A 25,509-nucleotide genomic window follows, 5' to 3' on the forward strand; every position below is an offset into this window, starting at 1 on the left:
TTCCCGGGTCGGTAAGGGCGCCCGACACGTCAGAAGATGCATTCCGGGGGGTGAGTCGCTCCGTGATTGGTGAGCCGCCTGCGGCCACAGTGGTCCAGTGGTCACGATCCTGACGCAGCCCTCGCTGGTGCGGGCCGCCCAGTCCCCGCAGCCCGCACGTGGACGTTTCTGGCAAGTGACGGCCGGAGCGATCGCGGCGGTGGTCGCGGCGTCGGTCTGCATGGCCGTCCTCTGCGCCGGCACGGTCCTGCTCTGGGCGACCGGGCCGCAGACGACCTCGAGCGGGGCGACGGCGCCGCTGCGGACCGCGGCCTCGCTCTGGTTGTTCGCGCTGCGCGTCCCGGTCCACACCACCGACGGGCCGATCCGGCTCGCCCCGCTGGCGGTCACCGGGCTGCTGGTCTGGGCCTGCGTGCGCTCGGCCGGTTGGGCCGCCCGGTACGCGCGGGCCCACGAGACCGGCCAGGCGGCGGCCGTCGTCCTCGGGTTCACCTTCGCGTTCACGTTCGCCGCCGCGGCCGCGGCGCGCTGCACGCTCGGGCACGGGCTGGCGGTCGCGACGCTGCCGGCAATGGCCGCGGCCGTCCCGTTCGGGGCGCTGGCTGCGGTCGCCGGAGTGTCCCGGCACACCTGGGCGCTGGCCGCGCTGCTGCGCCGCACCCGCCCCTGGGGCGCAATGCTGGCCCGGGCCGTCGGTGCCGCCGGGCTGGTGCTGTTCGGGGGCGGCATCGTGATCGTCATCGCCGCGATGGCCGTGCACCGGGACTCGGTGGCGCACTCGTTCGCGCTGTCCGGCGGCGGCTGGAGCGGGGGCATCGGCCTGGCACTGCTCAGCCTCATCTTTCTGCCGACGGCGGCGTTCTGGGCGATCGCTGTCGCGGCCGGGCCAGGGGTCGCGCTGGCCACGGACTCGCGGCTCGACCTCGGCGGCGCCGACCTCGGCGCGATGCCCAACCTGCCGCTCGTGCACGCGTTGCCGGGCACCGGTTCGTTGCCGTGGGTGGCCTACCTGACCGTCGCCGTGCCGCTGCTGGCCGGCATCAGTGCCGGGTGGGTGGTGCGCCCGGGGGCCGGCCGCCGGTGGTTCTCGGTGGTCGGGGTGGCGGCGGGGGCCGGCGCGCTGACGGGCGTCCTGGCCGGGTGCGCGGCGCAGCTGTCCGGCGGCGGGGTCGGCGGTCGGCTGGACCGACTCGGCCCGTCCGGTCCCCGCGTCGGGTTGGCGCTGGCCACCGAACTCGGGTTCGCCGCGGCGGTGACGGCCGCGCTGCGGGTCCTCGGCGCCCCGCGGCCGGTGCCGCCGCCGCTCGCGCTGCTGCCGCACGCGCGTTCCGCGACCGAGGAGATCGCTGCCGAGGCCACCGCCGATGCGGCGGAGGTCACCGAGGCCGTACCCGAGGGCGAGGTTGTCGAGCCGGTCGAGGAGCCGACCGACATAGTTGCGGACGTCGAGCCGTCGCCGGACGCATCTGACGAACCGTCAGAACCGGAGGGGTCGGCGAGCCTGACCGATCTCGAGGACCTCGAGGACACCCAGGAGATCCCCGTCGTCCACATCGAACCGGCGGCGGCGGTCGCCGCGGAGACAGATATCCTGACCCCGACGGAATAGAAGCCGGTACCGAGCGGAGCGAGCGTTGACGCACCTCGATCCGGTTCGGTTACTGGTGCTGGTCTCCGGTTCCGGGACCAATCTGCAGGCGCTGCTCGACGCGGCGGCGGACCCCGCGTGGGGCGCCGTGGTCATCGCCGTCGGGGCCGATCGTGACGACATCGAGGGCCTGCGTCGTGCGCAGCGCGTCGGGATCGAGACGTTCGTGGTCCGCCCGGTCGATCACGGGTCGCGCGCCGACTGGGACAAGGCGTTGGCCGTGGCCGTCACGGAGCGGGCTCCCGACCTGGTGGTGTGCGCCGGCTTCATGCGGATCCTGGGCCCGGCGTTCCTCGACGAGTGGACCGGCCGCTGCGTGAACACCCACCCGGCGCTGCTGCCCGCGTTCCCGGGCGCGCACGGTGTACGCGACGCCCTGGCCTACGGGGTGCGGGTGAGCGGCGCGACCGTGCACCTCGTCGATGCCGGTGTGGACACCGGGCCGATCCTGGCCCAGGCGGCGGTGCCGGTCCTGGCCGCCGACGACGAGTCGGAACTGCACGAGCGGATCAAGGTCGTCGAGCGGCAACTGCTGGTGGACGTGGTGGGCCGCATGGCCCGCGAGGGCTGGACCGTCGACGGGCGCACGGTGCGCCTGGGCGCGACGGAGGAGAAGTGACGGAGGAACTGGTGGACGAAGGTCGTCGTGCGGTGCGTCGGGCGCTGATCAGCGTCTATGACAAGACCGGCTTGGTCGAGCTGGCGCAGGGGCTGCACGCGGCCGGGGTGGCGATCGTGTCCACCGGTTCGACGGCCGCGACGATCGCGTCCGCCGGGGTTCCGGTCACGCCGGTCGAGGAGCTGACCGGGTTCCCGGAGTGTCTGGAGGGCCGGGTGAAGACGCTGCACCCGCGGGTGCACGCCGGGATCCTGGCCGACCTGCGCAAGGACGACCACGCCGCCCAACTCGCCGACCTCGGGGTCGAGCCGTTCGAACTGGTCGTGGTGAACCTCTACCCCTTCCGGGCCACGGTCGCCTCGGGCGCCGGCCGGGACGAGTGCGTCGAGCAGATCGACATCGGTGGGCCCTCGATGGTCCGCGCGGCGGCGAAGAACCACCCGTCGGTGGCCGTGGTCGTCGACCCGGCGCGCTACGGCGAGGTGCTCGACGCGGTGCGGTCCGGCGGCTTCACCCTGGACTCCCGCCGACGGCTGGCGGCCGCCGCGTTCGCGCACACCGCGGACTATGACGTCGCCGTCGCGTCCTGGATGGGTTCGCAGTTCCCCGAGGACCCGGCCTCGCAGTGGCCCTCCTGGACCGGCGCGACCTGGACCCGCGCGGCGGTGCTGCGCTACGGGGAGAACCCGCACCAGTCGGCCGCGCTGTACCAGCACTCGCGCGACGGTCTGGCCGGCGCGGAACAGCTGCACGGCAAGGAGATGTCGTACAACAACTACGTCGACACCGACGCCGCGCGGCGGGCCGCCTACGACTTCACGGCGCCGTGCGTGGCGATCATCAAGCACGCGAACCCGTGCGGGATCGCCACCGCCGGCGACATCGCCCAGGCGCACCGCAAGGCGCACGAGTGCGACCCGGTATCGGCGTTCGGCGGCGTGATCGCGACCAACGGCCCCGTGACGCTCGCGATGGCCGAGCAGGTCGCCGAGGTGTTCACCGAGGTCGTCTGCGCTCCGGAGTTCGACGCCGACGCGCTGGAACTGTTGCGGGGCAAGAAGAACCTGCGGTTGTTGAAGTGCGCCCCGCTGCGCAACGCCGACCCGATCGAGTTCCGGGCGATCTCCGGCGGGGTCCTGGTCCAGTCGGTCGACCGGATCGACGCCCCAGGTGACGACCCGTCAGGTTGGACGCTGGCCACGGGGGCCCCGGCGAGCCCCGAGGTGCTGGCCGATCTGGTGTTCGCCTGGCGGGCCGTGCGCGCGGTGAAGTCGAACGCGATCCTGCTGGCCAAGGACACCGCGACCGTCGGGGTCGGCATGGGTCAGGTCAACCGGGTCGACTCGGCGCGACTGGCCGTGTCGCGGGCCGGCCAGCGGTCCGTCGGCGCGGTGGCCGCCTCGGACGCGTTCTTCCCGTTCCCGGACGGTCTGGAGGTGTTGCTGTCCGCCGGCGTCGCCGCGGTGGTTCAGCCCGGCGGCTCGGTCCGCGACTCCGAGGTGATCGCCGCCGCGGCCGCGGCCGGCGTGACCATGTACCTGACCGGCACCCGACACTTCGCACACTGAGCCCCTCTGGTTGGGCAAAATCTGCGGTCCCATAAGGGACAGATAGGGGCGCACGGTACGACACGCCCATCGGCCGTTCGGCCGGCTTCGCCCTGAAGGCCTTGTTCAACCGAGCCGTCCTCCTTGTACTGAATCCCGGGGAAGAAGGCTCGTCAGGGGGAGCAGGGCATGGGCACAACGGGGCGGGCGAATCCGTCCGGAGGATCTCCGGACCCGGACGTGGACCCGGGGCTGTTCGACTTCGGTCCGGACGCGGACCGGTCGGAGACTGCTCCGGTGGCGGCGCTGCCGCCGTGGATGCGCAAGTCGGCCCCAGCGCCGGCCGCGTCCGCTGAGGTGCCCGCGCCGGCTCCCGCGCCCGCGGTCGAGTCCGCCGCGGCACCCGCGCTGCCTCGGGCCCGTCGCCATGCCCGGGTCGACGAACTCGAGGACCAGTCGCTGGCGGCGATGCTGTCCGAGGCTGAGGGTCTCGCGGGAGCGCTCGCGGAGCGGCCCCCTTTCGACCCACCGGCCGACGTCGAGCCCCGACCGAGGACCGAATCCGGATCTGAGGCGCCCGAGGGTCTGCTCGAGGAGGACCTGCTCGACGACGCTGCCTTCGACGACGCTGCCTTCGACGACGCGGACCTGCTAGACGACCTCGACATCTCCGCGGTGATCGCCGCCGAGGCCGAGCTGCCACCCGCTCCGCTGCCGATGATCCGCAGCGTGACCGTCCCGATCCACCGCTCGCGCCCCGCAACCGCGGCACCGGCCGCGGATCCGGTCGACGAGGAGCCGGCCCAACCTGCACCGAAGTCGCGGGCGGGCCTGTCCCGCATGGCCTCGGTTGCCGCCGATGCGGCCCGGACGAGCGTGGGCAAGGCCGACCTCGCCCGCGCGGCGGCGGCCCGGGCTGCTGCCAAGGCCAAGGCCAAGGCGGAGTCGGCCAAGGCCGAGCCCGACGTCGAGGCGGCGGCGGCCCGGGCTGCTGCCAAGGCCAAGGCCAAGGCGGAGTCGGCCAAGGCCGAGCCCGGGACGACCCACGCCGCCCGCAAGGCCGAGACCGAGCAGCGCGCCTCGCGTCGGGCCAAGCCCGCGCCGGGTAGGAGCCGCCCGGCCCGCGAGGCGGCGCCCGTCGGCCAAGGCGCGCCGCAGCCGACCGCTGCCCCGGCGCCCGCGAAATCCGTGCTGGGCAAGGCCACGGCGCTGACCCGCCTGCGGCCGGGCCGCACCGCGATCTCCCGTGCGGGGATCGGTGCGATGGCGATCGGGGCGATCGGCATCGCGGTGTTCGGCTACGGAGCCGTGAAGGGGAGCGCTCCGAGCGCCGCCGCGGTACCGACGGCCGACAACGACGCCGTGAACTGGCTGACCAACAACCTCGGCACGAAGGCCTCGGTGCTCGCCCCGGCCACGATCGACCAGGCGCTCGGCAAGGCGCACTTCGACCTGACCCGGGTCTTCAGCTACAGCACCGCGACCAACGTTCCCGACTGGCACTGCTGCAACGTCCTGGTCGCGGCGGGCCCGGACAGCTCGAGTGCCCGAGCCGCGTTGCCCACTGCGCTGCAGGCCGCCTACGACAGCTCACGCCCGATGGCCACGTTCGACGAGGACGGGACCACGGTCGAGATCCGGCAGGTCCTCAACGGCACGCCGTCGGCGGTCGCCGCCGGCGTCCAGACCGAGCACGAGGAGCTGGTGGCCGCCGGCAAGGAGATCGTGAACAGCAAGCGGTTCACACTCTCCGCGACAGCCAAGCAGCAACTGACCGACGGTGCCGTCGACTCGCGCGTGCTGATCGCGTTGGACGGGATCGCCGCGCGGCACACCGTGACGATCGCCGCCTTCCCGAACGACGCCGCGAGCACCGCCGCCGGCGCCCCGGCCCGAGCGGTCGAGATCATCGGCCTGGACGGCAAGGCATTGGCGGCGGGCAGCGCCGCCGTGACGGACACGACCAATTTCCTGAACGGTCAGGTCGACCCGTACAAGCCGCTGCTGATCACAGTCACCGGCGCCCAGGCCGCTTCCGGGGCGACGGTGCAGACGATGGTGGTCGCGTTCAACGCGCCGGGACAGCTCGGACTGATCACGCCGACGACCGCGCCGGCCACGCCGACCGCGCCCGCCAAGAAGTAGCCCACCGCCAACGCCCCACTTCTGCTGCCTGTCCCACCTATGCGAGCGCTGCGATAGGTGGGACGGGCAGCAGAAGTCGGGTGGGGGTGGGGCGCCTAGACTCGCCCCGGACGGACACCCCAGCGGGACGGGCAAGACTTTGGGCGCACAAATCCTCGACGGCAAGGCGACCGCCGCGGCGATCCGCCGGGAACTCACCGAGCGGGTGGCCGTGCTGGCCGCCCGCGGGCTGGTGCCCGGCCTCGGCACGGTGCTGGTCGGCGACGACCCCGGCAGCCATTCCTACGTGGCCGGCAAGCACCGCGACTGCGCCGAGATCGGCATCGCCAGCATCCGCCGCGACCTGCCGGCGACGGCCACTCAGGCCGACGTCGAGCAGGCTGTCGCCGAACTCAACGCCGACCCGGGGTGCACCGGGTTCATCGTCCAACTGCCGCTGCCCAAGGGGCTGGATGCCAACCGCGTGCTCGGCCTGATCGACCCCGCCAAGGACGCCGACGGCCTGCACCCGATCAACCTCGGCAAGCTTGTGCTGGGGGAGCCCGCGCCGCTGCCGTGCACCCCGCGGGGCATCGTCGAACTGCTGCGCCGCTACGACGTCCCGCTGGCCGGCGCCGACGTCGTCGTGATCGGCCGAGGCGTGACCGTCGGTCGGCCGCTCGGCCTGCTGCTCACCCGCAAGTCCGAGAACGCCACGGTGACGCTGTGCCACACCGGCACCCGCGACCTGGGCGCACACGTGCGGCAGGCCGACATCGTGGTGGCCGCCGCCGGCGTGCGCGGGCTGATCACGGCCGAGATGGTCGCGCCCGGCGCGGTCGTGCTCGACGTCGGCACCTCGCGTGGCGCCGACGGCAAGCTCGTCGGCGACGTCGAGGAGAAGGTTGCCGAGATCGCCGGCTGGCTCGCCCCGATGCCCGGTGGCGTCGGCCCGATGACCCGGGCGATGCTCGTCGACAACGTGGTGCTGGCCGCGGAGCGAGACGCGGCGAGTTGACCGGACGGCACGCGAATCGAGCCGAGATCCCGACGCCGCCGGTGCCGGGTCCGCCGGTCGCCGTGCCGCCTCGTCCGGCCGGGGAAGCCTCGAGCCTGGCCGCCGAGTGGCCATTGCTCGCGGTCGCGACCGTCTGTGGCGCTGGTCTGATCGTCGTGCTGTCCGACCACTTCCGCCGCGGGACCGTGATGTTCGCCGGTGGGCTGTTCCTGGCCGCCGGGCTGCGGGCGGTGCTGCCGGCACCGGTGGTCGGGTTGCTCGCGGTGCGCGGTCGGGTGGTGGACATCCTCACCCTGCTCGCCCTGGCGCTCGGAGTCCTGCTCACGGCACTGCTGGTGCCGCCCCCGTCGTGACTATCGTCGCAGTGGTCTCGGCACGAGCGTTCAAGCGGTGCCGGCAGCACCCGCTCCTGACCGGCTCCGCCGGTGAAGTATCTTGATGCCGAGATATCTGCGTCGCAGCGAAGGGAACCCACCACAATGGCGCGCAAGGGCAAGGTCACCGTCGTCGGAGCCGGTTTCTACGGGTCGACCACGGCACTCCGGCTGGCTGAGTACGACATCTTCGAAGAGGTGGTGCTCACCGACATCCTCGAGGGCAAGCCCGAGGGCTTGGCGCTGGACATGAACCAGTCCCGGCCGGTCGAGGGTTTCGAGACCAGGCTGACCGGCGCCACCACCACCGCCGACGGTGGCGGTTACGAGAAGACCGCCGGCTCCGACATTGTCGTGATCACCGCCGGCCTGCCGCGTAAGCCGGGCATGAGCCGCATGGACCTGATCGAGACCAACGCCAAGATCGTGCGCGGCGTCGCGGAGAACATCGTCAAGCACTCGCCGGACGCGGTGATCGTGGTCGTGTCCAACCCTCTGGACGAGATGACCGCACTGACCCAGCTCGCCTCGGGCCTGCCGAAGGCCAAGGTCATCGGCCAGGCGGGCATGCTCGACACCGCCCGCTTCACCAACTTCGTGGCTGAGAAGCTCGGCGTCGAGGTCCGCGCGGTCACCACGCTGACCCTCGGCTCGCACGGCGACACGATGGTTCCGGTGCCCAGCGCCTGCACCGTGAACGGCAAGCCACTGGCCGACATGCTCTCGGCCGCGGAGATCGAGGACCTGGTGGTCCGCACCCGCAACGGTGGTGCCGAGGTCGTCGCGCTGCTGAAGACCGGCTCGGCGTACTACGCGCCGTCGGCCGCCGCGGCCCGCATGGTCAAGGCCATCGCCGAGGACTCGGGAGCGACCATGCCGGTCTGCGCCTGGGTCGACGGCGAGTACGGCATTGCCGGGGTCTACCTCGGTGTCGAGGCCCAGCTCGGCGCGGGCGGCATCAAGAAGGTCGTGGAGCGCGATCTGACGGACAGTGAGTTGACTGCCCTGCGCGAGGCCGCCGAGGCCGTGCGCGCCAAGCAGGCCGACGTGGCCGGCCTTTAGCAGACGGCCGGATTCCCTAGGGGGTAACGAGAATGGCGAAGATCAAGGTCGTCAACCCGGTCGTCGAGCTCGACGGCGACGAGATGACGCGGATCATCTGGGCCTTCATCAAGGAACAGCTGATCCTGCCCTACCTGGACATCGACCTGAAGTACTACGACCTCGGCATCGAGGCCCGGGACGCGACCGACGACCAGATCACGATCGACTCGGCCAACGCCATCAAGAAGTACGGCGTGGGTGTTAAGTGCGCGACGATCACGCCGGACGAGGCCCGGGTCGAGGAGTTCGGCCTCAAGGAGATGTGGAAGTCGCCGAACGGCACGATCCGCAACATCCTCGGCGGCGTGATCTTCCGTGAGCCGATCGTCATCTCGAACATTCCGCGGCTGGTGCCGGGCTGGACCAAGCCGATCATCATCGGCCGGCACGCCTTCGGCGACCAGTATCGGGCCACCGACATGGTGGTGCCGGGCGAGGGCACGCTGACGTTGACCTTCACCCCGAAGGACGGCTCGGCGCCCATCGAGCACACGGTTTTCGAGTTCCCCGGCGGCGGCGTGGCCATGGCCATGTACAACCTGGACGACTCGATCCGCGACTTCGCCCGGGCCTCGATGCGCTACGGCCTGGACCGGGGCTACCCGGTCTATCTGTCGACGAAGAACACGATCTTGAAGCGCTACGACGGGCGTTTCAAGGACATCTTCGCCGAGGTGTTCGCCGCGGAGTTCGAGCAGGACTTCAAGGAAGCCGGCATCACCTACGAGCACCGCCTGATCGACGACATGGTCGCCGCGGCGCTGAAGTGGGAGGGCGGCTACGTCTGGGCCTGCAAGAACTACGACGGCGACGTCCAGTCCGACACCGTCGCGCAGGGATTCGGGAGCCTCGGTCTGATGACCTCGGTGCTGATGACCCCGGACGGCTCGTGCGTGGAGGCCGAGGCCGCCCACGGCACGGTCACTCGGCACTACCGGATGCACCAGCAGGGCAAGCCGACCTCGACCAACCCGATCGCCTCGATCTTCGCCTGGACCCGCGGCCTGGCCGCCCGGGCGCGGATGGATGGCACCCCGGCGCTGGCGGAATTCGCCGACGCGCTCGAGGCGACCTGCGTCACGACCGTCGAGTCCGGTGCGATGACCAAGGACCTGGCGTTGCTCGTGGGTCCGAACCAGCCGCACCAGACCACGGAGGAGTTCCTGGCCTCGGTGGACGAGAATCTGCGCAAGCGCGTCGGCGCCTGAGCCGTTCGACGCGGTGTCCCGTACCCCTGTGGTGCGGGCCGCCGCGTCGAGCCGCCTCAGCCCGGGATGAGGGTCCGCGACGCCGTCGCCCAGATCCGGGTGTCCTGGACCAGTTCGGCCGAGACCGCGACCGGCGTACCGCTCGCACACTGCGTCGGCCCGGTCGCCTGGCCGGTCGCCGATCAGGTCCCCGCCGGCCCGGACGTCGAGACCCGGACCAGGCAGCAGGCGAGAGCCGCGCCCGGGATCCAGGTTGCGGTGCAGGGCGTCATGGCAGCGGATGATGCCGGCCGGAAGTTTCCGAATGTTTCCCGCGGGCCAACGCGCATCGACGGCGTCGTCGACGCGGGCGGATCGGGGCGACTGCAAGAATGGCAGCCATGTCACGACCCCGGGTGCTGTCCGGCATCCAGCCCACCGCCGATTCGTTCCACCTCGGGAACTACCTCGGGGCGGTCCGCCAGTGGGTCGGTCTGCAGGACACCCATGACGCGTTCTACTTCATCGCCGACCTGCACGCGATCACGGTCGAGCACGACCCGGCCGCGCTGCGTCGACGCACCCGGGTCTCCGCGGCGCAGTTGCTGGCCGCGGGTCTGGATCCGGACCGGTGCACGCTGTTCGCGCAGAGCCACGTGCCCGAGCACACCCAACTGTCCTGGGTGCTCAACTGCCTGACCGGGTTCGGCGAGGCCTCCCGGATGACCCAGTTCAAGGACAAGTCCGCCAAGGGCGGGTCCGACCGGGCCAGCGTCGGCCTGTTCACGTATCCGATCCTGCAGGCCGCCGACATCCTGATCTACCAGGCCGACGAGGTACCGGTCGGCGAGGACCAACGGCAGCACCTGGAGCTGACCCGCGACCTCGCCGGGCGCTTCAACCACCGCTTCGGCGAGACGTTCAAGGTGCCCAAGCCCTACATCCTCAAGGCCACCGCGAAGATCGTCGACCTGCAGGACCCGACCTCGAAGATGAGCAAGTCCTCGTCCTCGCCGGCCGGGATCATCGACCTGCTGGACGAACCGGCCGTCTCGGCCAAGAAGATCCGCTCGGCCGTCACCGACTCCGGCCGGGAGATCCTGTTCGACGAGGCGAACAAGCCCGGGGTCGCGAACCTGCTGACGATCGCCTCGCAGCTGACCGGCGTCGCGATCGACGAGTTGGTCACCGGCTATGAGGGCAAGGGCTACGGCGACCTGAAGAAGGACGTCGCCGCCGCACTCAGTGACTTCGTCACCAGCTTCCGCGAGCGGACCTCGCGTTATCTCGACGACGTCGAGGCGCTGGACAACGTGCTTGCGCAGGGTGCCGAGCGGGCCCGCGGGCTGGCGGCGCAGACCTTGGCCACGGTCTACGACCGGGTCGGATTCGTGGCGGCCAAGGCATGAGCACGGCCGGGGTCCAGACGATCGGGGTCGCAATCGCGATTCCCGAGCCGCACGGCCCCGAGCTGCAGTCCTGGCGGGAACGGTTCGGCGACCCGCTCGCCCGAATGATCCCCACTCACGTCACGTTGCTACCGCCCACCCCGGTCCCGGACGGGGACATGCCCGCGGTGGAGGATCACCTGCGGGCAACGGCGGCGGCCTCCGCGCCGTTCGGCATCCACCTGCGCGGCACCGGGACGTTCCGGCCGCTGTCCGACGTGGTGTTCGTGACCGTCGCCGAGGGCATCGCCGGGTGCGAGCTGCTGGAGGAGAAGGTGCGGTGCGGGCCGCTCGGGCATCGTGAGTTGGAGTTCGCGTACCACCCGCACGTGACCGTGGCGCACGACCTGCCGCAGCACGTCCTCGACGAGGCCTTCGAGAAGCTCGCCGACTACGACGCCCGCTTCGAGGTGACCGGTCTCAGCCTCTACGTGCACGGTTCCGACGGCTACTGGCGCCCGATCCGGGAGTTCGGATTTCCCGGGCGGGGCGACCGCTGAGGCTGCCGTGAGCCGTCCCGGCCGCAATCTCCTGCGCGCGAACGAGACGCAGGACCCGCCCTCGACCGGCGAGCTCGGGAACCCGACTCCACCCGAGCCGCCTCCCAGCGGCGGGAGGCGCGCCCTACGCGGCGCGCAGGCCGTCCTCGGTGCGATCGGCGTGGTGCTCGGTCGGGCGAAGGCGTTCTGCCGCCGGATGTGCGAGAAGCGGCCGATCGGGGTGCACCTACTGACCGCCTGGGCCCGGTTCTCCGACGCCGAAGGCGGCAAGCAGGCCGCCGCGGTCACCTACTTCGGGTTCCTCTCGTTCTTCCCGCTGGTCGCGTTGGCGTTCGCGGCGCTCGGCTTCGTCGTCGAATGGTTCCCGCACGTCTACGGGGATCTGACCACGGAGATCTCCAGGGCCCTGCCCGGGCTGGTCGGCAACCAGCCGGGTCAGGTGAACGTGGGTCAGATCGCCGACGCCCGCGAGGGCGCCGGGGCGATCGGTGTGGCCGGTCTGGTCTGGGCCGGGACCGGGTGGATCGACGCCCTGCGCCAGGCGGTGCGCCAGATCTGGGGACATGGATCGCACGAGGACACCAACTTCCTGCTGCGTCGGCTGCGCGACTTCGGGGTGCTCGCCCTGCTGGGCGGGGCCATGCTGCTGTCGGTCGGCCTGTCCACGGTCGGCACGATCGCGACCGGCCGGGTGGTGGGCGGGCTCGGGTTCACGGGCAACGAGTTCGTGCAGTGGTTGATCCGTGCCGCCGCGCTGGGTATCGCTGTGCTTGGCTCGACCGCGCTGTTCGCGGTGATGTTCGTGGGCATGTCCGGGACCCACATCCCGCGGCGCGAGCTGCGGCGGGGCGCGTTGCTCGCCGCGGTCGGCTACGAAGTGCTGAAGATCTTCGCGACGTTGCTGCTCGGGCACACCGTGCGCAACCCGGTCTACGCCACGTTCTCCGTCGCGGTCGGGTTGCTGGTCTGGATCAACCTGGTGACGCGGATGACGTTGTTCGCCGCGGCATGGACTGCCACGTACCCGCCTGACGTCGCGTCAGGTGCGGCGGGTGAGCTGATCTGAGGCAGCGTCAGCGGAAGGCGCCGTGCCGGCGGAAGCGCCGTCGCGCCCGCAGCCGCAGGCTCACCAGCGCCGTCAGCAGCGCCAGACCGGCGAACGAGCCGAGCACCGCGGGCCAGTTCTTCTTCACCGGGGTCAGGTCGATCGACGGGCCGCTGGAGTCGTGCTTGCCCGCGACCGGGGCCGCCGTGGCCACGGGGGTCGGCGTCTGGCCGTAGGCCAGGCCGGTCGGGTCGACCAGCTGCCCCACCGGCGGGGTGTTCCCGTCGTGGTCGAAACCCCAGTTGAGCAAGGCTTCCGAGTCCGGCGTGATCATGTGCTGGCCGTCGTCCATGATCGTCGCGATCAGCGTGACCCCGTTGTGCTGGGCCACCGCGATCAGCGTGTTCTGGGCCAGGGTCGTGAAGCCCGGCTTGAGCCCCATCGTGCCCGGGTACGTGCCGAGCAGTCGGTTCTCGGTGTGGATCTGGAACGGCTTGCTGCTCTTGTCGGTCCCGGTCTTGGTCGTGTTGCCGGGGAACATCCAGGTGATCGCGCTGGCGTACTTGCGTACGTCGGCCCGCTGCATAGCGGCGCGACCCCACAGTGCGAGGTCGTAGGCCGAGGAGTACTGACCGTCGGCGTCCAGGCCGCTGGGGTTGACCACGGTCGTGTCGTAGGACTGCAGGCGCGCCGCCTCGGCCTGCTCCATAGTGACGGCGTTGGCGAGGTTCCCGCCGCCGCCCTCCTTGGCCAGGCCGTCGGCCGCGTCGTTGCCGGAGCGCAGGAACACCGCGTACCAGAGGTCGTCGTTCTTGTAGGTCTCGTTCGCGACCATCCCGACCCGGGTGCCCTCGACCGCCTCGTCGTCGTGGTCGGCGAGGTACGTGCCGTTCGGGTCCAGCCGCGGCAGCATCGTCAGTGCCAGCAGCACTTTCTGCGTGCTGGCCGGCCGGGCACGGCCGTGCGGGTTGCGGGCGGCCAGGATCTTGCCCGTGGTGGCGTCGGCGATCACCCAGGACGGGGCGGCGACGTCCGGCGCGCCGCCGGCGGCCTGGTCGATGATCACGCCGGTCTGGTTGAGCAGCGGCCCGCCGACCGGTCCGCCGGGCGGCTCGTTGAGCGACAGCGGTGCGATGGGCAGTCCGGGTGACAGCGTCAGCGGCGGAGAGGTGACCGACCCGCTGGGTCCCACGGACCCGACGGGATTCGGGGTCGGGAGGTCGACCGCGACAGCCTGCGCCGGGATGGTCGCCGCACCGGCGAAAACACTGAACGCCGCAACGGCGGGGGCCAGTCGTCGACCACGCGACGATGTCCGCTTCGAGCCGTTACGGGTGGGATTGGTGATGTTCTCGATCATGCTGTGATCAGCGTAGAGTCTGCTGCGGCGGCTGGGCCGCAACTTGACCGTGTTCCAAAGTTGTGGTCGCTAAGTGGCTGGTGCGACTTGAGGGGCGCTCGTGCAACTGAGCCCAGGATGGGCCCGATTCCTCATCGGAATCGCCGTCTGGAACGTGTTCACCTGGTCGGTGTTCATCAAGAACTTGTGGTTCAACGGGCCGCACACCCACCCCGCCGGCTATTACGTCGCCCACATGGGGCTGATCGTCGTCAACCTGCTGATCGCGGCCGTGCTCGGCCCGTACGGCTGGCGCGCGCTGCGCGCGAGCCGACGGTGACCGCGCCGGCCGCGGAGCTCGTGGCCCGGGTCGGTGAACTGGAGGCCGAGCTGATCGCGGTGCGCCGCGACCTGCACGCCCATCCGGAGCTGTCGGGGCAGGAGGTGCGCACCACCGAACTGGTGGCCGATCGGCTGCGCAAGGCGGGCCTGGACCCGGGGGTGCTGCCCGGCGGCGTCGGACTGCTGTGCGACGTGGGGCTGGGCAGCGGCCCGCTGACGGCACTGCGGGCCGACCTGGACGCGTTGCCGCTGCCCGACCTCAAGGACGTCCCGTACCGGTCCACCGTCGAGGGCGTGGCGCACGCCTGCGGGCACGACGTCCACACCGCGACGGTGCTGGGGGCCGGACTCGTGCTGGCCGACCTGGCCGCGGCGGGCAGCTTCACCGGCCGGGTGCGGCTGGTGTTCCAGCCGGCCGAGGAGGTGCTGCCGGGCGGCGCGCTGGACGTCATCCGCGCGGGCGGCCTGACGGAGGTCAGCCGGATCCTGGCGCTGCACTGCGACCCACGCCTGACGGTGGGTCAGATCGGCTTGCTGGCCGGGCCGATCACCGCCGCCTCGGACCGCGTGGTGGTCCGGCTGAGCGGCGCCGGCGGGCACTCGGCGCGCCCGCACCTGACCGGCGACCTGATCCACGCGCTCGGAACGGTGATCAACCAGACCCCGGCCGCGCTGTCCCGGCGTGTCGACCCGCGCTCGGGGCTGAGCCTGGTGTGGGGACGGGTCGCGGCCGGCAGCGCGGCCAACGTGATCCCGCGCGACGGCGTGATCGAGGGCTCGCTGCGCTGCCTGCACCCGGCGGCCTGGGCCGTCGCCCCGGACCTGGTGACCGAGATCGTGACCGCGCTGGTCGTGCCCTACCAGGTCCAGGCGGCCGTCGACGTGGTGCGCGGGGTGCCGCCGTGCGTCAACGAGTCCGAGTCTGTCCGCGTGCTCGGCGAGGCAGCGATGCGGGCGCTGGGGCCGGCGGCGGTGGCCGGCACCGAGCAGAGCCTGGGTGGTGAGGACTTCGCCTGGTACCTGCAGCAGGTCCCGGGCGCGTTGGCCCGGCTCGGTGTGGCACGGCCGGGTGAGGAGGGAACGCTGGACCTGCACCGCTCGGAGTTCGACGTCGACGAGCGGGCGATCGGGATCGGTGTGCGCCTATTGGTCGCGGCGGTGCTCGGCGCTTGACTTGCAGGGCCTGGTACGCAGGTCGTAGACGTAGTCGTCCGGGGCACCGGCCTTCTCGGCGGCGTCGGCGATCTGCGAGAGCAGTGCGACCGACGGCAGCCCGCCCTCGTAGCCGTCGACCACGTACATCCAGGCCAGTTCGTCGCCCTCCAAGGTGGCGACCCGGACCCGCAGCTTCGAGTAGATCCCGATCTCCGAGCCCTCCCAGCCGTCCAGAGCGTTCTCGTCCTGCGACGGGACGTCGTACAGCGCGACGAAGACCTGATGGGCCGGGTCCTCGACGACCGTCGTCAGCGGGCCCTCCCAGCCGTGCTCCTCGCCGCCGAAGGTCAGCCGCCAGCCGACCAGCCAGCCGCTGCCGCGTTGCGGTGAGTGCGGCGCCAACAGGCCCATGAGAGCCGGGTCGAGGTTGGCGCCGTAGGCGGCGTAGAGGGTCATGGGTGCAAACTTTACGGCGCGCCGAGGCCCTCCGGGCGCCGTCGGGCGGCGTGTTCCTCGCTCGTTCCTCGCTCGTCAACGGGCTTCAATCGGCTCGGGAGCGAGAGGCAATCGCCCGTGTTCCGCGCGCTCGTCGGCGTCGGGGACAATGGCCGCGTGGCACGCATGGTTGTGATCGGTGGCGGACCGGGCGGTTACGAGGCGGCCCTGGTCGCGGCGAGTCTCGGTGCCGAGGTCACAGTCGTCGACCGGGACGGGCTGGGCGGCTCGGCGGTACTCACCGACTGTGTCCCGTCCAAGACTCTGATCGCCACCGCGGAGGTGGCCAACGCCGCCGCCGAGTCCGGGCGCCTCGGGGTGCTGCTGCCGGAGGCGGGCGCGCAACCGCGGGTCGACCTGACCGAGGTCAACACCCGGGTGCTCTTGCTGGCCGCCGCGCAGTCGACCGACATCGAGGCCCGCCTGGCTGCCGCCGGCGTGCGGGTGATCCGTGGCCTGGGCCGGTTCGCCGGCCCGCAGACGGTGGTCGCGCAGTCCGCCGACGGCGCTGAGCTCATCGACGCCGACGCCGTCCTGATCGCCACCGGCGCGCACCCGCGGGTGCTGCCGGAGGCCGAGCCGGACGGCGAACGGATTCTGACGTGGACTCAGGTGTACACGCTCACCGACATTCCCGAGCACCTGGTGGTGGTCGGTTCCGGCGTGACCGGCGCCGAGTTCGCCGACGCCTATCAACGGCTGGGGTCCGCGGTGACGCTGGTGTCCTCCCGCGACCGGGTGCTCCCGGGCGAGGACCCGGACGCCGCCGAGGTGCTCGAGACCGCGTTCACCCGGCGGGGCATGAAGGTGATGAGCCGCTCCCGGGCGGCCCGGGTGAGCCGGACCGGCGACGGGGTGCGCGTCGAGCTCACCGACGGCTCCGTGGTGACCGGCAGCCACTGCCTGATGGCCGTCGGATCGATCCCGAACACCGCCGACCTCAGCCTGGACCGCGCGGGCGTGCGGCTCGGGACCGGCGGGTTCGTGGAGGTCGACCGGGTGTCGCGGACCTCCGCCCGCGGGGTCTACGCGGCCGGGGACTGCACCGGGGTGCTGATGTTGGCCTCCGTCGCGGCGCAGCAGGGCCGGATCGCCATGCAGCACGCCCTCGGCGACGCCGTCCGCCCGTTGGACCTGCGCACCGTCTCGGCGAACGTGTTCACCGAGCCGGAGATCGCGACCGTGGGCTGGACCCAGTCCGAGGTCGAGCGCGGTGAGATCGGCGGCCGGACCGTGATGCTGCCGTTGTCCACCAACGCGCGGGCCAAGATGCAGGGCGTCCGCGACGGTTTCGTGAAGCTCTTCTGCCGCCCCGGCACGGGGATCGTGATCGGCGGCGTGGTCGTCGCGCCCCGGGCCAGCGAGCTGATCTTCCCGATCTCGCTCGCGGTCGACGCGGGCCTGACGGTGGATCAGATCGCCCACGCCTTCACGGTCTACCCGTCAATGTCAGGCTCGGTGGCCGAAGCCGCCCGCCTGCTGCGCCTGCCGCCGGACTGAGACCCGCGGCGCGGGGCCGGCCTGGCCCCGCCGGTGACGCATTGACCAACCTTTCGGTTGGCTCGTAGTGTCCGGCCGAAGGTTTCTCCGTCCGGGGTCCTCGACCCGAGGAGGCTGTATGAACTGCTCTGGTACGGGCCGACGGTTTGCTGTCGGAGCGGCCGCTGCCGGAATGGTGATGTTGGTGTGCCGAACGAGGACCTCACTGTCTTTGCCGTGCCTGACTGTTCCTCCGACGGTGGTCTGATCGTGCGGTCCGGTACCAGGAACTCAGAGTTCCTCGGCAAGCCGATCGTCGCCGTCCAGATCTTCGCAAGATAGGCGTGCGCACCCTAGGTCGAGGGCTTCGACCTGAACGTCGCTGATTCGGCCACTCGACTTTCGGCCCCGTGGTCTCGATGATCGGTCTGCCGTTTGGCCAACCCGAAGGAGTCGCACGGATGGATGGCCCTGGCACGCGGGCCCTGCCTGAGGGCTACCGGTACACCACGACGGTCGGCGCCGGGCCGTCGGGGGACGAAACGGTGTGCCGCGCGCCGGATGGGCGCGAGGTCGTCGTACGGGTGACCGGCGTCGAAGGTGACCCGTCGTCCGATCTGTTTACTGAGTTGTCTGCGGCCGCTGCCGCCGCCGAGCACCCGTGTTCGGTAGGCATCCGACCGTGGAGCGATCCCGCGTTGGGCGTCTGTGTCGAACGGATCCATGTTCCGGGCGGTTCGCTGGCCGAGCGTTCCGACGAGGCGTTGGCCCCGGAGGTCGTCGCGGCAGGTGGCGCCCGTCTCGCCGCCGCGCTCGCCTTCGCGCATAGCCGTGGCGTCCTCCACGGCGATGTACGGCCCGCCAATGTGCTGCTGGGCGCTGACGGGGACTGGTTGTTGTCCGGCGTCGGGGTGGCCCGGGCCGTTGCGCGGGCCAAGCCGGGCGACCCGGTCAGCCCGGATCCGGCCTTCGCGCCGCGCGAGCTCCGCGGCTGGGAGCGCCCGGCGCCGTCGGCGGATGTTTTTTCACTCGGAGCGGTGCTGTACGCGGCGCTGGCGGGCGCCGTGCCCGCTCCGAACTCTGGGGCATCCGCAGCCGCCCTTCCGGGAGTTCCTGCCGCCATGGCGGGCCTGATCGACCGGATGATGGCGCCCAACCCCGCCGACCGGCCCTCGCTGGTCGAGGTCGACCAAGTACTCAGGCCGCTGGTCCCGGCGGTCGCTCGCGGCGCCCTGCCCGCGGCCGCTGCACCCCTTGCCCTGGTCAGCCAACCGAGACCAAAACTTCCGGTGGTTGCCGCGGCGGCGACGGCCGCCGTTGCCTCCGGCCGTAACCGCGTGCTGGTCGCCGCCGCCGCGATCGGCGCGGTCTTCCTCGGCGGCGCGACCGCGGTCGCGGTGGGTAACAGCGGCGGCGGAGGCGGCAAGGCTGTGATGACGGCCGCCTCAGCGCCCCCTGTAGCCGTGTCTGCAGCTCCCACGAGCGCCGCCCCGAAACAGGCGGCCGCCTTGTCGAAGCCTGTTGCGAAGCCCGCGGCCAAGCCGCAGAAGCCCGCTGCCGCGGTGCCTCCGGCAGTTGTCGCTGCTCCTGTGGTCCCGAAGGTAGCTGACACCTCATCGAATGCCGCAGCGTTCGATCCTCAACAGATCGAGGCCTTTGATGTCAAAGCTGAGCCATCTCACGACAACGGCTACTGGCAGCTCAAGGTAGTTTGGGAGATGTCGATCGTGCCTCCGGCGGTGCGGGGGTGGCACATCTTCCTTTACGACCCAAATACTGACCGTCAGACAGATAAGGAATACGGTCCGAGATCGGCGGTTACGCCACCGCGCAACGGTCCCACCTACGAGGGCGTCTATTACTTCAACAGCGTCTTTTCGGTCGCATCGTGTGTCCGAGTGCAGACGGACGCAGGGCCTCCGACTCCAAGAATCTCCGGGCGGGCCTGTCCGGATCCCAAACAAGTCCAAGCGGCGCAGGCGGCGATTGCGCGTGGTTCCCAGCAAGGCGTAGTCCCTGCGAACACTCCAGCCAAGGCAACCGCTCCAGCGAAGCCTGCCGCGCCTGCGACTCCCCCGAAGCCCGCCCCCAAAACGGTGGCTCCGCCCCCAGCTAAGCCAGCGCCTAGCACAGCGCCGAAGACGCATCCAAATTAAAGTAGAAGTTCTGCACACGACTCGGCCGGACCCCGTGGAGAAGGGAAGATCGTAATGCAGGCTCTTCATTCGGCCCTGTGCTCGTTCCTGCTCACCGGTGTATCAGTAGTTCACCCGATGCATGTCGAACTGACCGGCGATTCGTTCGCCTCGTGCCCGCTGGGCCGCATCTGTGCGTACTCGACTACGAACTTCGACGGCAAGGAAATATTCGTCACGTCGACGAAGTGCATCGAGTTCAAGGTGCGGTCGCTTGCGAATTTTTCTAAGCCGCTGAAGAAAAGGGTCGCCACGGGCAACACCGTGGCGCTCGGTGGTGACGACAATCCGGTTGGCGTGTACGACAACCCGAAGTGCGACACGCGCGCACCTCACCACTGGTTCCTCTTCGGTGAAGGCCCTGGGATTTCCGAACTCAAATTCCACAGTACGAAGACCCTGCCGATGTCGCTTCGGGCGCTCCCGAAGGCGGAGTGGGCTCAGGCGTATCGAGACCAAGAAGCAAATGGACCGGATCGTCGCTGACCGGCGCGATTTCGACGCCGCAGATTCGACCTTTCCGGGCTCGAGACCTCGCCATGGGCTCCTAGTGCTTGTGCAGCGAGTTCGCCAGTTCCTGGTCGGCGTTCTGGAAGGTGGTCGCGGCCTTCGTCAGGTAGCTCGACATCTGGTGCAGCCCGCCGATCACGCCCTGGGCGCCCCGGTTGAACTCCTGGAACGCCGCTTCGAAATTCTTGCTCGACGAGTCGGTGACGTAGCCGCCGTTCACCAGCCCGTTCACCAGCTTCTGGAGCTCGTTGAGTTTGTCGGTGATCTCCGCCTGGCCGGAGGTCAGGCGCTGGGCGGCGGCGTGCATCTCCTGGTAAGTGACGTTCACGTTCGCCATGCGGATCACCTCGGGTCGGGGCGGGGATTCCTCGGTCGACGTGCCCATGATCGCACCGGGCGGGCCGTCCACAAGGTCCGCGAGCGCGTCGTCGACCGACGGCTGTCGGCCGCGGGGTTGCCTTGGCCGGTACGGGAGGGAGATTCTTCGTTCGTCCCCGATCATCCGCGCAATCGAACGCATCACCTCACGGAGTCAGCGTGCAATTGCGCCTAAGCGTGAACCGCCCGGGCCGGGCCGGTACCGACCTGTTCGTCGACGCCGATCCGGCGGCGCCGGTCGCGGCCTTCCGCGACCAAGTGGCCCGTGCGCTCGGGGTCTCGGCCGACGCGGCGTTGTTCCTCGACGGGTTCGAACTCGAGCCGGGCCTGCCGCTGGACTCCTCACCGATCCGTGACGGTGTCGCGCTCGGCCTCGGCGAACCGATGCCGGCCGGCTCGCTCGGCCAGGGCGTCGTGGAGATCCGCGTCGTCGGCGGCAGCGCGGCCGGCGTGATCCACCGGTTCGGTCCCGGGGAGTTCAGCATCGGCTCCGGTGCCGACGACCGGGTCCACCTCGACGACGCCGCGGCCGCGGCGTTGCTGGTCCGGGTGAGCCCCGACGGCTCGACCATTGTCACGCCCGCCGCCGGCGCGGCGGCCACGATCGAGGGCGAGCCCATCAGCGGCACGACGCCCTGGCCGAACGCCCACCTGGTGCGGATCGGTGGTTCCCTGCTCGAGGTCGCGCCGACGGATTTCCCCGACGCCGCCCTGCAGCCCTCCGAGGACGGCGCGGGATTCGACTACACACGACCGCCGCGGCTGACCCTTCCCGAGCACCCGACCCGGTTCACATTGCCCAGCCCGCCGGCGGTCTCGGACAAGCGCCCGCTGCCCTGGGTGATGGCGATCGTGCCATTGGTCGGCGCGCTGGCGCTGGCCGCGATCACCCACAACACCTCGCTGTTGGCTCTCGCGTTGCTGAGCCCGATCTCGCTGCTGGCCAACCACTACAACGACCGCAAGCAGGGCAAGAAATCGGCCACCCGGGCCCAGGACGAGTACCGGGCGCGCCGCGCGGCCATCGACTCCGACGCGCAGGACGCCCTGACCGCCGAGCAGGCCGCGTGGCGTTCGGCCTGTCCGGATCCGGCTGAGGTCCGGCTGATCGCGAGCGGCCCGCGGCAGCGCCTCTGGGAGCGCCGCCGCAGCGACGTCGACAACGGCCGGGTGCGACTGGGCACCGGAACGCTGCCCAGCACGGTGGTGCTGACCGATCCGCAGGTCGAGGAGCACCGCCGCGGTGAACCCCTGATGCTGGCCCACGTCCCGGTGACCGTCGAACTGAGCAAGCACGGAGTGCTCGGCCTGGCCGGGCGCACCGCGCAGGTCCGGGCCGCCGCCGCCTGGGTCGTCGCGCAGAGCACCGTCCTGACCAGCCCGACCGACCTCAGCGTCTGTGTGCTGACCGACCCGGCCGGTGCCTCCAGTTGGAGTTGGGTCCGGTGGCTGCCGCATGCCCGGCCGCGCGAGGGCCAGGACGCGGTCGCTCTGCTGGGCACCTCGGCCGAGACCGTCGGCCGCCGGATCGCCGAGCTGCAAGCACAACTGACGGCACGTCAGGCCGCGTTGCGGCAGGCCGGCCAGGGCGCCCGCCTCGACGTGCCGGACATCCTCGTCGTGCTCGACGGGTCGCGTCGACTGCGGGCGCTGCCCGGGGTCGCCCAACTGCTGGCCGACGGCCCTGCGGTCGGTATCCGGTTGGTCTGCCTGGAGACCGAGGCGCGACTGCTGCCTGAGGAGTGCCGGGCCGTGGCGACCCTCGACGACCACGGCCTGCTGACGCTGCGTCAGACAGGCCTGCCCACCGTCGAATCAGTTCTGCCGGACCTGGTCAGCACCGAGTGGTGTGAGAACCTCGCCCGAGCCCTGGCGCCGATCCGCGACGTCTCCCGTGATGAGGACTCGGCACTGCCGGACTCCGCTCGCCTGCTCGACGTCCTGGGCCTGGAACCACCCGATGGTGAGGCCATCGCGGCCGCCTGGCGGTCCGCCGGTGCGTCCACCCGGGCGATCGTCGGGGTCTCGCTGGACGGTGAGTTCCTCATCGACATCCGCCGCGACGGCCCGCACGGGCTGATCGCCGGGACCACCGGCTCCGGCAAGTCCGAGTTGCTGCAGACGATCATCGCCTCGCTGGCCGTCGCGAACCGGCCCGACGCCATGAACTTCGTGCTGGTCGACTACAAGGGCGGCAGCGCGTTCGCCGAGTGCGCCAAACTCCCGCACACCGTCGGCATGGTCACCGACCTCGACGAGAGCCTGGTCACCCGAGCGCTGGACTCGCTGGGTGCCGAGTTGAAACGACGCGAGCACCTGCTCGCCGCGGCCGGTGTCCCGAACCTCGAGTCCTACGACGACGCCCGGCGCAGTGGCGAGCCCTTGCAGGCCGTGCCCCGACTGCTCATCGTCATCGACGAGTTCGCCTCGCTGGTGCGGGAACTGCCCGAGTTCGTGACCGGTCTGGTCAGCATCGCGCAGCGCGGTCGCTCGCTGGGGATTCACCTGATCCTGGCCACCCAGCGGCCGTCCGGTGTGGTGTCCGCCGAGATCCGCGCGAACACCGACCTGCGGATCGCGCTGCGGGTCACCGACGCCGGGGAGAGCTCGGACATCATCGACGCCCCGGACGCCGCCCGGATCGCGAAGTCGACACCGGGTCGGGCCTACGTGCGACTGGGCCACGCCGCGCTGCTGCCCTTCCAGGCCGCGCGGGTCGGCGGGCGCAGGCTCGGCGTGGTGGCAACCGCGGGCGCGTCCGTCGCGCCGTACGTGGTGGCCCTGGGCGTCGACGCGATCGGGCAGCCGCCGCCCAGCCGCCCTGCCGTGGCAGGGACCACGGCCAACACCTCGGTCACCGACCTTTCCGTGCTCGTCGAGGCGATCCGGGCGGCGAATGCCGAACTCGGACTGGCCGTTCAACCCAGCCCGTGGTTGCCGCCGCTGCCGGCCACGATCCCGTTGGCCGACCTGCCTCGCCCGGTTGGCACCACGGTGCCCGATGTTCGCTTGAGCTCCTCGCTCGTTCCTCGCTCGTCGCAGTCGCTCATGGACTCGGCGGGCACCCTGCGCCCGGCCCCGTTCGCGCTGGCCGACCTGCCGGCGACCCAGGCGCGGGACGTCGAGTCGGTGGACCTGGCGAAGTTCGGGCACCTGTTCATCGCCGGCTCGCCCCGCAGCGGCCGGTCGCAGACGCTGCGGACCATCGCCGGTTCGATCGCGCGGGAGAACTCCAGTGCCGATGTCCACCTGTTCGGGCTGGACTGCGGCAACGGCGCGCTGCTGCCGCTGACCAAGCTGCCGCACTGCGGGGCCGTCGTGCGGGCGGGTGAGACCGAGCGGGTCGAACGGTTGCTCGCCAAGCTGGCCGCGGTGACCCGCGACCGGATGACCGCGCTCGGCGAAGGCAGTTTCACCGACATCGCCGAGCAGCGTGCCGCCGTGCCTGCCGAGTCGCGGCTCCCGCATCTGATCCTGTTGCTGGACCGCTGGGAAGGGTTCCTCGCGGCGTTCGCGGACCGCGACGGCGGCGCGCTCGTCGACCTGGTCATGCGCTTGGCCCGCGAGGGCGCCGGGGTCGGCGTCCACCTGATCATCACCGGCGACCAGACGCTGCTCGGCGGTCGGATGGGCAGCCTCACCGAGCACAAGATCGCGCTGCGCCTGGCCGACAAGGGCGACTTCGGGATGATCGGCGTCAACCCCCGAAGCGTGCCGGCCAAGCTGGTCGACGGCCGCGGTTACCGGGCCCCGGGCGGGGCCGTTCTCCAGATCGCCCTGCTGGACGCCGATCCGACCGGCGCAGCCCAGGTGGCGGCGCTGGAGAGGATCGCAGACGCGGCGCGAGAGCGGGACGGGTCCGGCCTGCCGGCCCAACAGCCGTTCGGGGTCGACGTCCTCCCGACGCACATCACCTTCGACGCGGCCTGGCGGCTGCGGCCCGAGGGCGTCGGGCCACTGTGGGGCATGGTCGGCGTCGGTGGCGACAGGTTGACGGCGTGCGGGCCGGACCTCGGCGTCGGCACCCCGGCGTTCCTGATCGGCGGGCCGCCGCGGTCGGGGCGCAGCACGGCGTTGTGCAGCCTCGCGGCCTCCTACCTGGCGGCGGGCACGCGGGTGCTGCTGGTGGCTCCGCAGCCCTCCCCGTTGCAGCGGATCGCGGCCGCGGAGGGCGTCGTCGAGTTCGTCGACGGCACGGACCTGCCCGTCGAGACGCTGGCCAAGGCGCTGCTCGCCGACGCCCCGGTGGCCGTCCTGATCGACGACGCCGAACTGCTGCGCGACTGCGCGGCGGCTGACGAGCTGATCGCCGTGCTGCGGCGGCAACGGGGCCTCGTCGGGCTGGTGCTGGCCGGCGACCCGGAGTCGGTCGGCGCGGGCTTCGCCGGTTGGCAGGTCGAGGCGCGCAAGGCCCGGCGTGGTCTGCTGCTGTCGCCGCAGAACGTCACGGATGCCGAGATGATCGGGCTGCGCCTGCCCCGGGCGTTGGTGGGCAATCCGATCGAACCGGGCCGTGGGCTGCTCCACCTCGGCGACGGCCAACTGCTCGCCGTCCAGGTTCCGACCGCCGGCTGACCCGGCCCGGACCCGCCCGGTTTTTCGCCTTTGCGGGTAGTCCCTTCGGCCGGCCCGGCCGGTCGAAGGGACCATTTCCGCCGCCGGCCGCAACCTCCTGCTGATCCCTCCCGTCGCACGGGGGAGAGCATTTCGGCTATCGCGTAGGGGGCGGAACTAATGTCGTTGCTGTCGACGTTCCGGATGCCGGTCGAGGCCGGGGGCCGCAGTTGGACCCGGGCCGAGCGCGAGTGCGCGCCGCAGCGCCGCTGGATCGACCGGCTGCTCGGCCGGAACGTCTCGTGCATGAGCGACCTCGCCGAGTACGACGGCTTCGGCGACCAGCGCGCCCGCGCCATGGCCGGCGTGGCCCGCCGCGAGATGCAGGCCGCCGTCGCGCGGCCGCGCCCCTGGCGCTGACGCCCCGCGTATGAGAGAACAACGCTGC

21 protein-coding genes are annotated in these 25,509 nt (G+C 71.3%); 18 read left to right on the forward strand and 3 right to left on the reverse strand.

Annotation, left to right across the window (positions count from 1 at the left end; genetic code table 11):
* Positions 1-97 precede the first annotated feature (97 nt).
* The 11 genes from VHU88_17325 (at position 98) to VHU88_17375 (ending at position 12,635) form a co-directional block, all read left to right on the forward strand.
* Complete coding sequence (locus VHU88_17325; protein HEX3613453.1) at positions 98-1,609, forward strand: DUF6350 family protein; 1,512 nt, start codon at positions 98-100, stop codon at positions 1,607-1,609.
* A gap of 25 nt (positions 1,610-1,634) precedes the next feature.
* Positions 1,635-2,267, forward strand: a complete 633-nt coding sequence (purN, locus tag VHU88_17330) for a phosphoribosylglycinamide formyltransferase (GenBank protein ID HEX3613454.1) — start codon at positions 1,635-1,637, stop codon at positions 2,265-2,267.
* The gene (gene purH, locus VHU88_17335; GenBank protein HEX3613455.1) at positions 2,264-3,835 is read left to right on the forward strand and encodes a bifunctional phosphoribosylaminoimidazolecarboxamide formyltransferase/IMP cyclohydrolase; all 1,572 of its coding nucleotides are present in this window, start codon (positions 2,264-2,266) and stop codon (positions 3,833-3,835) included. The genes purN and purH overlap by 4 nt, the downstream gene beginning before the upstream one ends.
* A gap of 168 nt (positions 3,836-4,003) precedes the next feature.
* Positions 4,004-5,959 (forward strand): hypothetical protein, encoded by a 1,956-nt coding sequence (locus VHU88_17340; protein HEX3613456.1) that lies wholly within the window; start codon positions 4,004-4,006, stop codon positions 5,957-5,959.
* Between the two features lie 139 nt (positions 5,960-6,098).
* The gene (locus VHU88_17345; protein HEX3613457.1) at positions 6,099-6,956 is read left to right on the forward strand and encodes a bifunctional methylenetetrahydrofolate dehydrogenase/methenyltetrahydrofolate cyclohydrolase; all 858 of its coding nucleotides are present in this window, start codon (positions 6,099-6,101) and stop codon (positions 6,954-6,956) included.
* A complete protein-coding gene (locus tag VHU88_17350; protein ID HEX3613458.1) occupies positions 6,953-7,309 on the forward strand; it encodes a DUF3017 domain-containing protein in 357 nt (118 codons plus the stop codon). The genes VHU88_17345 and VHU88_17350 overlap by 4 nt, the downstream gene beginning before the upstream one ends.
* 126 nt (positions 7,310-7,435) lie before the next feature.
* Positions 7,436-8,392, forward strand: coding sequence for a malate dehydrogenase (gene mdh, locus VHU88_17355; protein ID HEX3613459.1), 957 nt, complete (start codon positions 7,436-7,438; stop codon positions 8,390-8,392).
* Between the two features lie 32 nt (positions 8,393-8,424).
* Positions 8,425-9,642, forward strand: a complete 1,218-nt coding sequence (locus tag VHU88_17360) for an NADP-dependent isocitrate dehydrogenase (GenBank protein ID HEX3613460.1) — start codon at positions 8,425-8,427, stop codon at positions 9,640-9,642.
* Between the two features lie 380 nt (positions 9,643-10,022).
* Positions 10,023-11,030 carry a tryptophan--tRNA ligase gene (gene trpS / locus VHU88_17365; protein HEX3613461.1) on the forward strand — a complete coding sequence of 336 codons (1,008 nt, stop codon included), beginning with the start codon at positions 10,023-10,025 and terminating at the stop codon, positions 11,028-11,030.
* Positions 11,027-11,569 carry a 2'-5' RNA ligase family protein gene (locus VHU88_17370; GenBank protein HEX3613462.1) on the forward strand — a complete coding sequence of 181 codons (543 nt, stop codon included), beginning with the start codon at positions 11,027-11,029 and terminating at the stop codon, positions 11,567-11,569. The genes trpS and VHU88_17370 overlap by 4 nt, the downstream gene beginning before the upstream one ends.
* A 7-nt stretch (positions 11,570-11,576) precedes the next feature.
* Entirely contained in the window at positions 11,577-12,635 is a 1,059-nt protein-coding gene (locus VHU88_17375) for a YhjD/YihY/BrkB family envelope integrity protein (protein ID HEX3613463.1), read from the forward strand.
* 7 nt (positions 12,636-12,642) lie between these two features.
* On the opposite strand, the gene VHU88_17380 is transcribed toward VHU88_17375, so the two are convergent.
* The gene (locus VHU88_17380; GenBank protein HEX3613464.1) at positions 12,643-13,974 is read right to left on the reverse strand and encodes a D-alanyl-D-alanine carboxypeptidase; all 1,332 of its coding nucleotides are present in this window, start codon (positions 13,972-13,974) and stop codon (positions 12,643-12,645) included.
* A 100-nt stretch (positions 13,975-14,074) separates the two neighbouring features.
* On the opposite strand from VHU88_17380, the gene VHU88_17385 reads away from it, so the two are divergent.
* Both VHU88_17385 and VHU88_17390 read left to right on the forward strand, forming a co-directional pair.
* Positions 14,075-14,293 (forward strand): hypothetical protein, encoded by a 219-nt coding sequence (locus VHU88_17385; GenBank protein ID HEX3613465.1) that lies wholly within the window; start codon positions 14,075-14,077, stop codon positions 14,291-14,293.
* On the forward strand, positions 14,290-15,468 hold the full coding sequence (locus VHU88_17390; GenBank protein ID HEX3613466.1) for an amidohydrolase: 1,179 nt from the start codon (positions 14,290-14,292) through the stop codon (positions 15,466-15,468). Before VHU88_17385 ends, VHU88_17390 begins: the two co-directional genes overlap by 4 nt.
* Here VHU88_17390 and VHU88_17395 read toward each other — a convergent pair.
* Entirely contained in the window at positions 15,439-15,906 is a 468-nt protein-coding gene (locus VHU88_17395) for a gamma-glutamylcyclotransferase (GenBank protein HEX3613467.1), read from the reverse strand. The genes VHU88_17390 and VHU88_17395 overlap by 30 nt on opposite strands.
* Positions 15,907-16,071: 165 nt before the next feature.
* On the opposite strand from VHU88_17395, the gene VHU88_17400 reads away from it, so the two are divergent.
* The 3 genes from VHU88_17400 (at position 16,072) to VHU88_17410 (ending at position 20,105) form a co-directional block, all read left to right on the forward strand.
* Complete coding sequence (locus VHU88_17400) at positions 16,072-17,445, forward strand: NAD(P)H-quinone dehydrogenase (protein HEX3613468.1); 1,374 nt, start codon at positions 16,072-16,074, stop codon at positions 17,443-17,445.
* A 398-nt stretch (positions 17,446-17,843) separates the two neighbouring features.
* On the forward strand, positions 17,844-19,580 hold the full coding sequence (locus VHU88_17405) for a hypothetical protein (GenBank protein ID HEX3613469.1): 1,737 nt from the start codon (positions 17,844-17,846) through the stop codon (positions 19,578-19,580).
* Positions 19,581-19,634: 54 nt separating this feature from the next.
* A complete protein-coding gene (locus VHU88_17410; protein ID HEX3613470.1) occupies positions 19,635-20,105 on the forward strand; it encodes a peptidase inhibitor family I36 protein in 471 nt (156 codons plus the stop codon).
* A 61-nt stretch (positions 20,106-20,166) separates the two neighbouring features.
* Here the strand turns inward: VHU88_17410 and VHU88_17415 are convergent, their stop codons facing one another.
* Positions 20,167-20,514 carry a WXG100 family type VII secretion target gene (locus VHU88_17415; protein HEX3613471.1) on the reverse strand — a complete coding sequence of 116 codons (348 nt, stop codon included), beginning with the start codon at positions 20,512-20,514 and terminating at the stop codon, positions 20,167-20,169.
* A gap of 152 nt (positions 20,515-20,666) precedes the next feature.
* Between VHU88_17415 and VHU88_17420 the strand changes: the two genes are divergently transcribed.
* Together VHU88_17420 and VHU88_17425 are read left to right on the forward strand one after the other, a co-directional pair.
* A complete protein-coding gene (locus tag VHU88_17420) occupies positions 20,667-25,082 on the forward strand; it encodes an FtsK/SpoIIIE domain-containing protein (GenBank protein ID HEX3613472.1) in 4,416 nt (1,471 codons plus the stop codon).
* Positions 25,083-25,241: 159 nt separating this feature from the next.
* Positions 25,242-25,481 carry a hypothetical protein gene (locus VHU88_17425; GenBank protein HEX3613473.1) on the forward strand — a complete coding sequence of 80 codons (240 nt, stop codon included), beginning with the start codon at positions 25,242-25,244 and terminating at the stop codon, positions 25,479-25,481.
* The last annotated feature ends 28 nt before the right edge of the window (positions 25,482-25,509 follow it).

Source organism: Sporichthyaceae bacterium, assembly GCA_036269075.1.
Taxonomy (GTDB): domain Bacteria; phylum Actinomycetota; class Actinomycetes; order Sporichthyales; family Sporichthyaceae; genus DASQPJ01.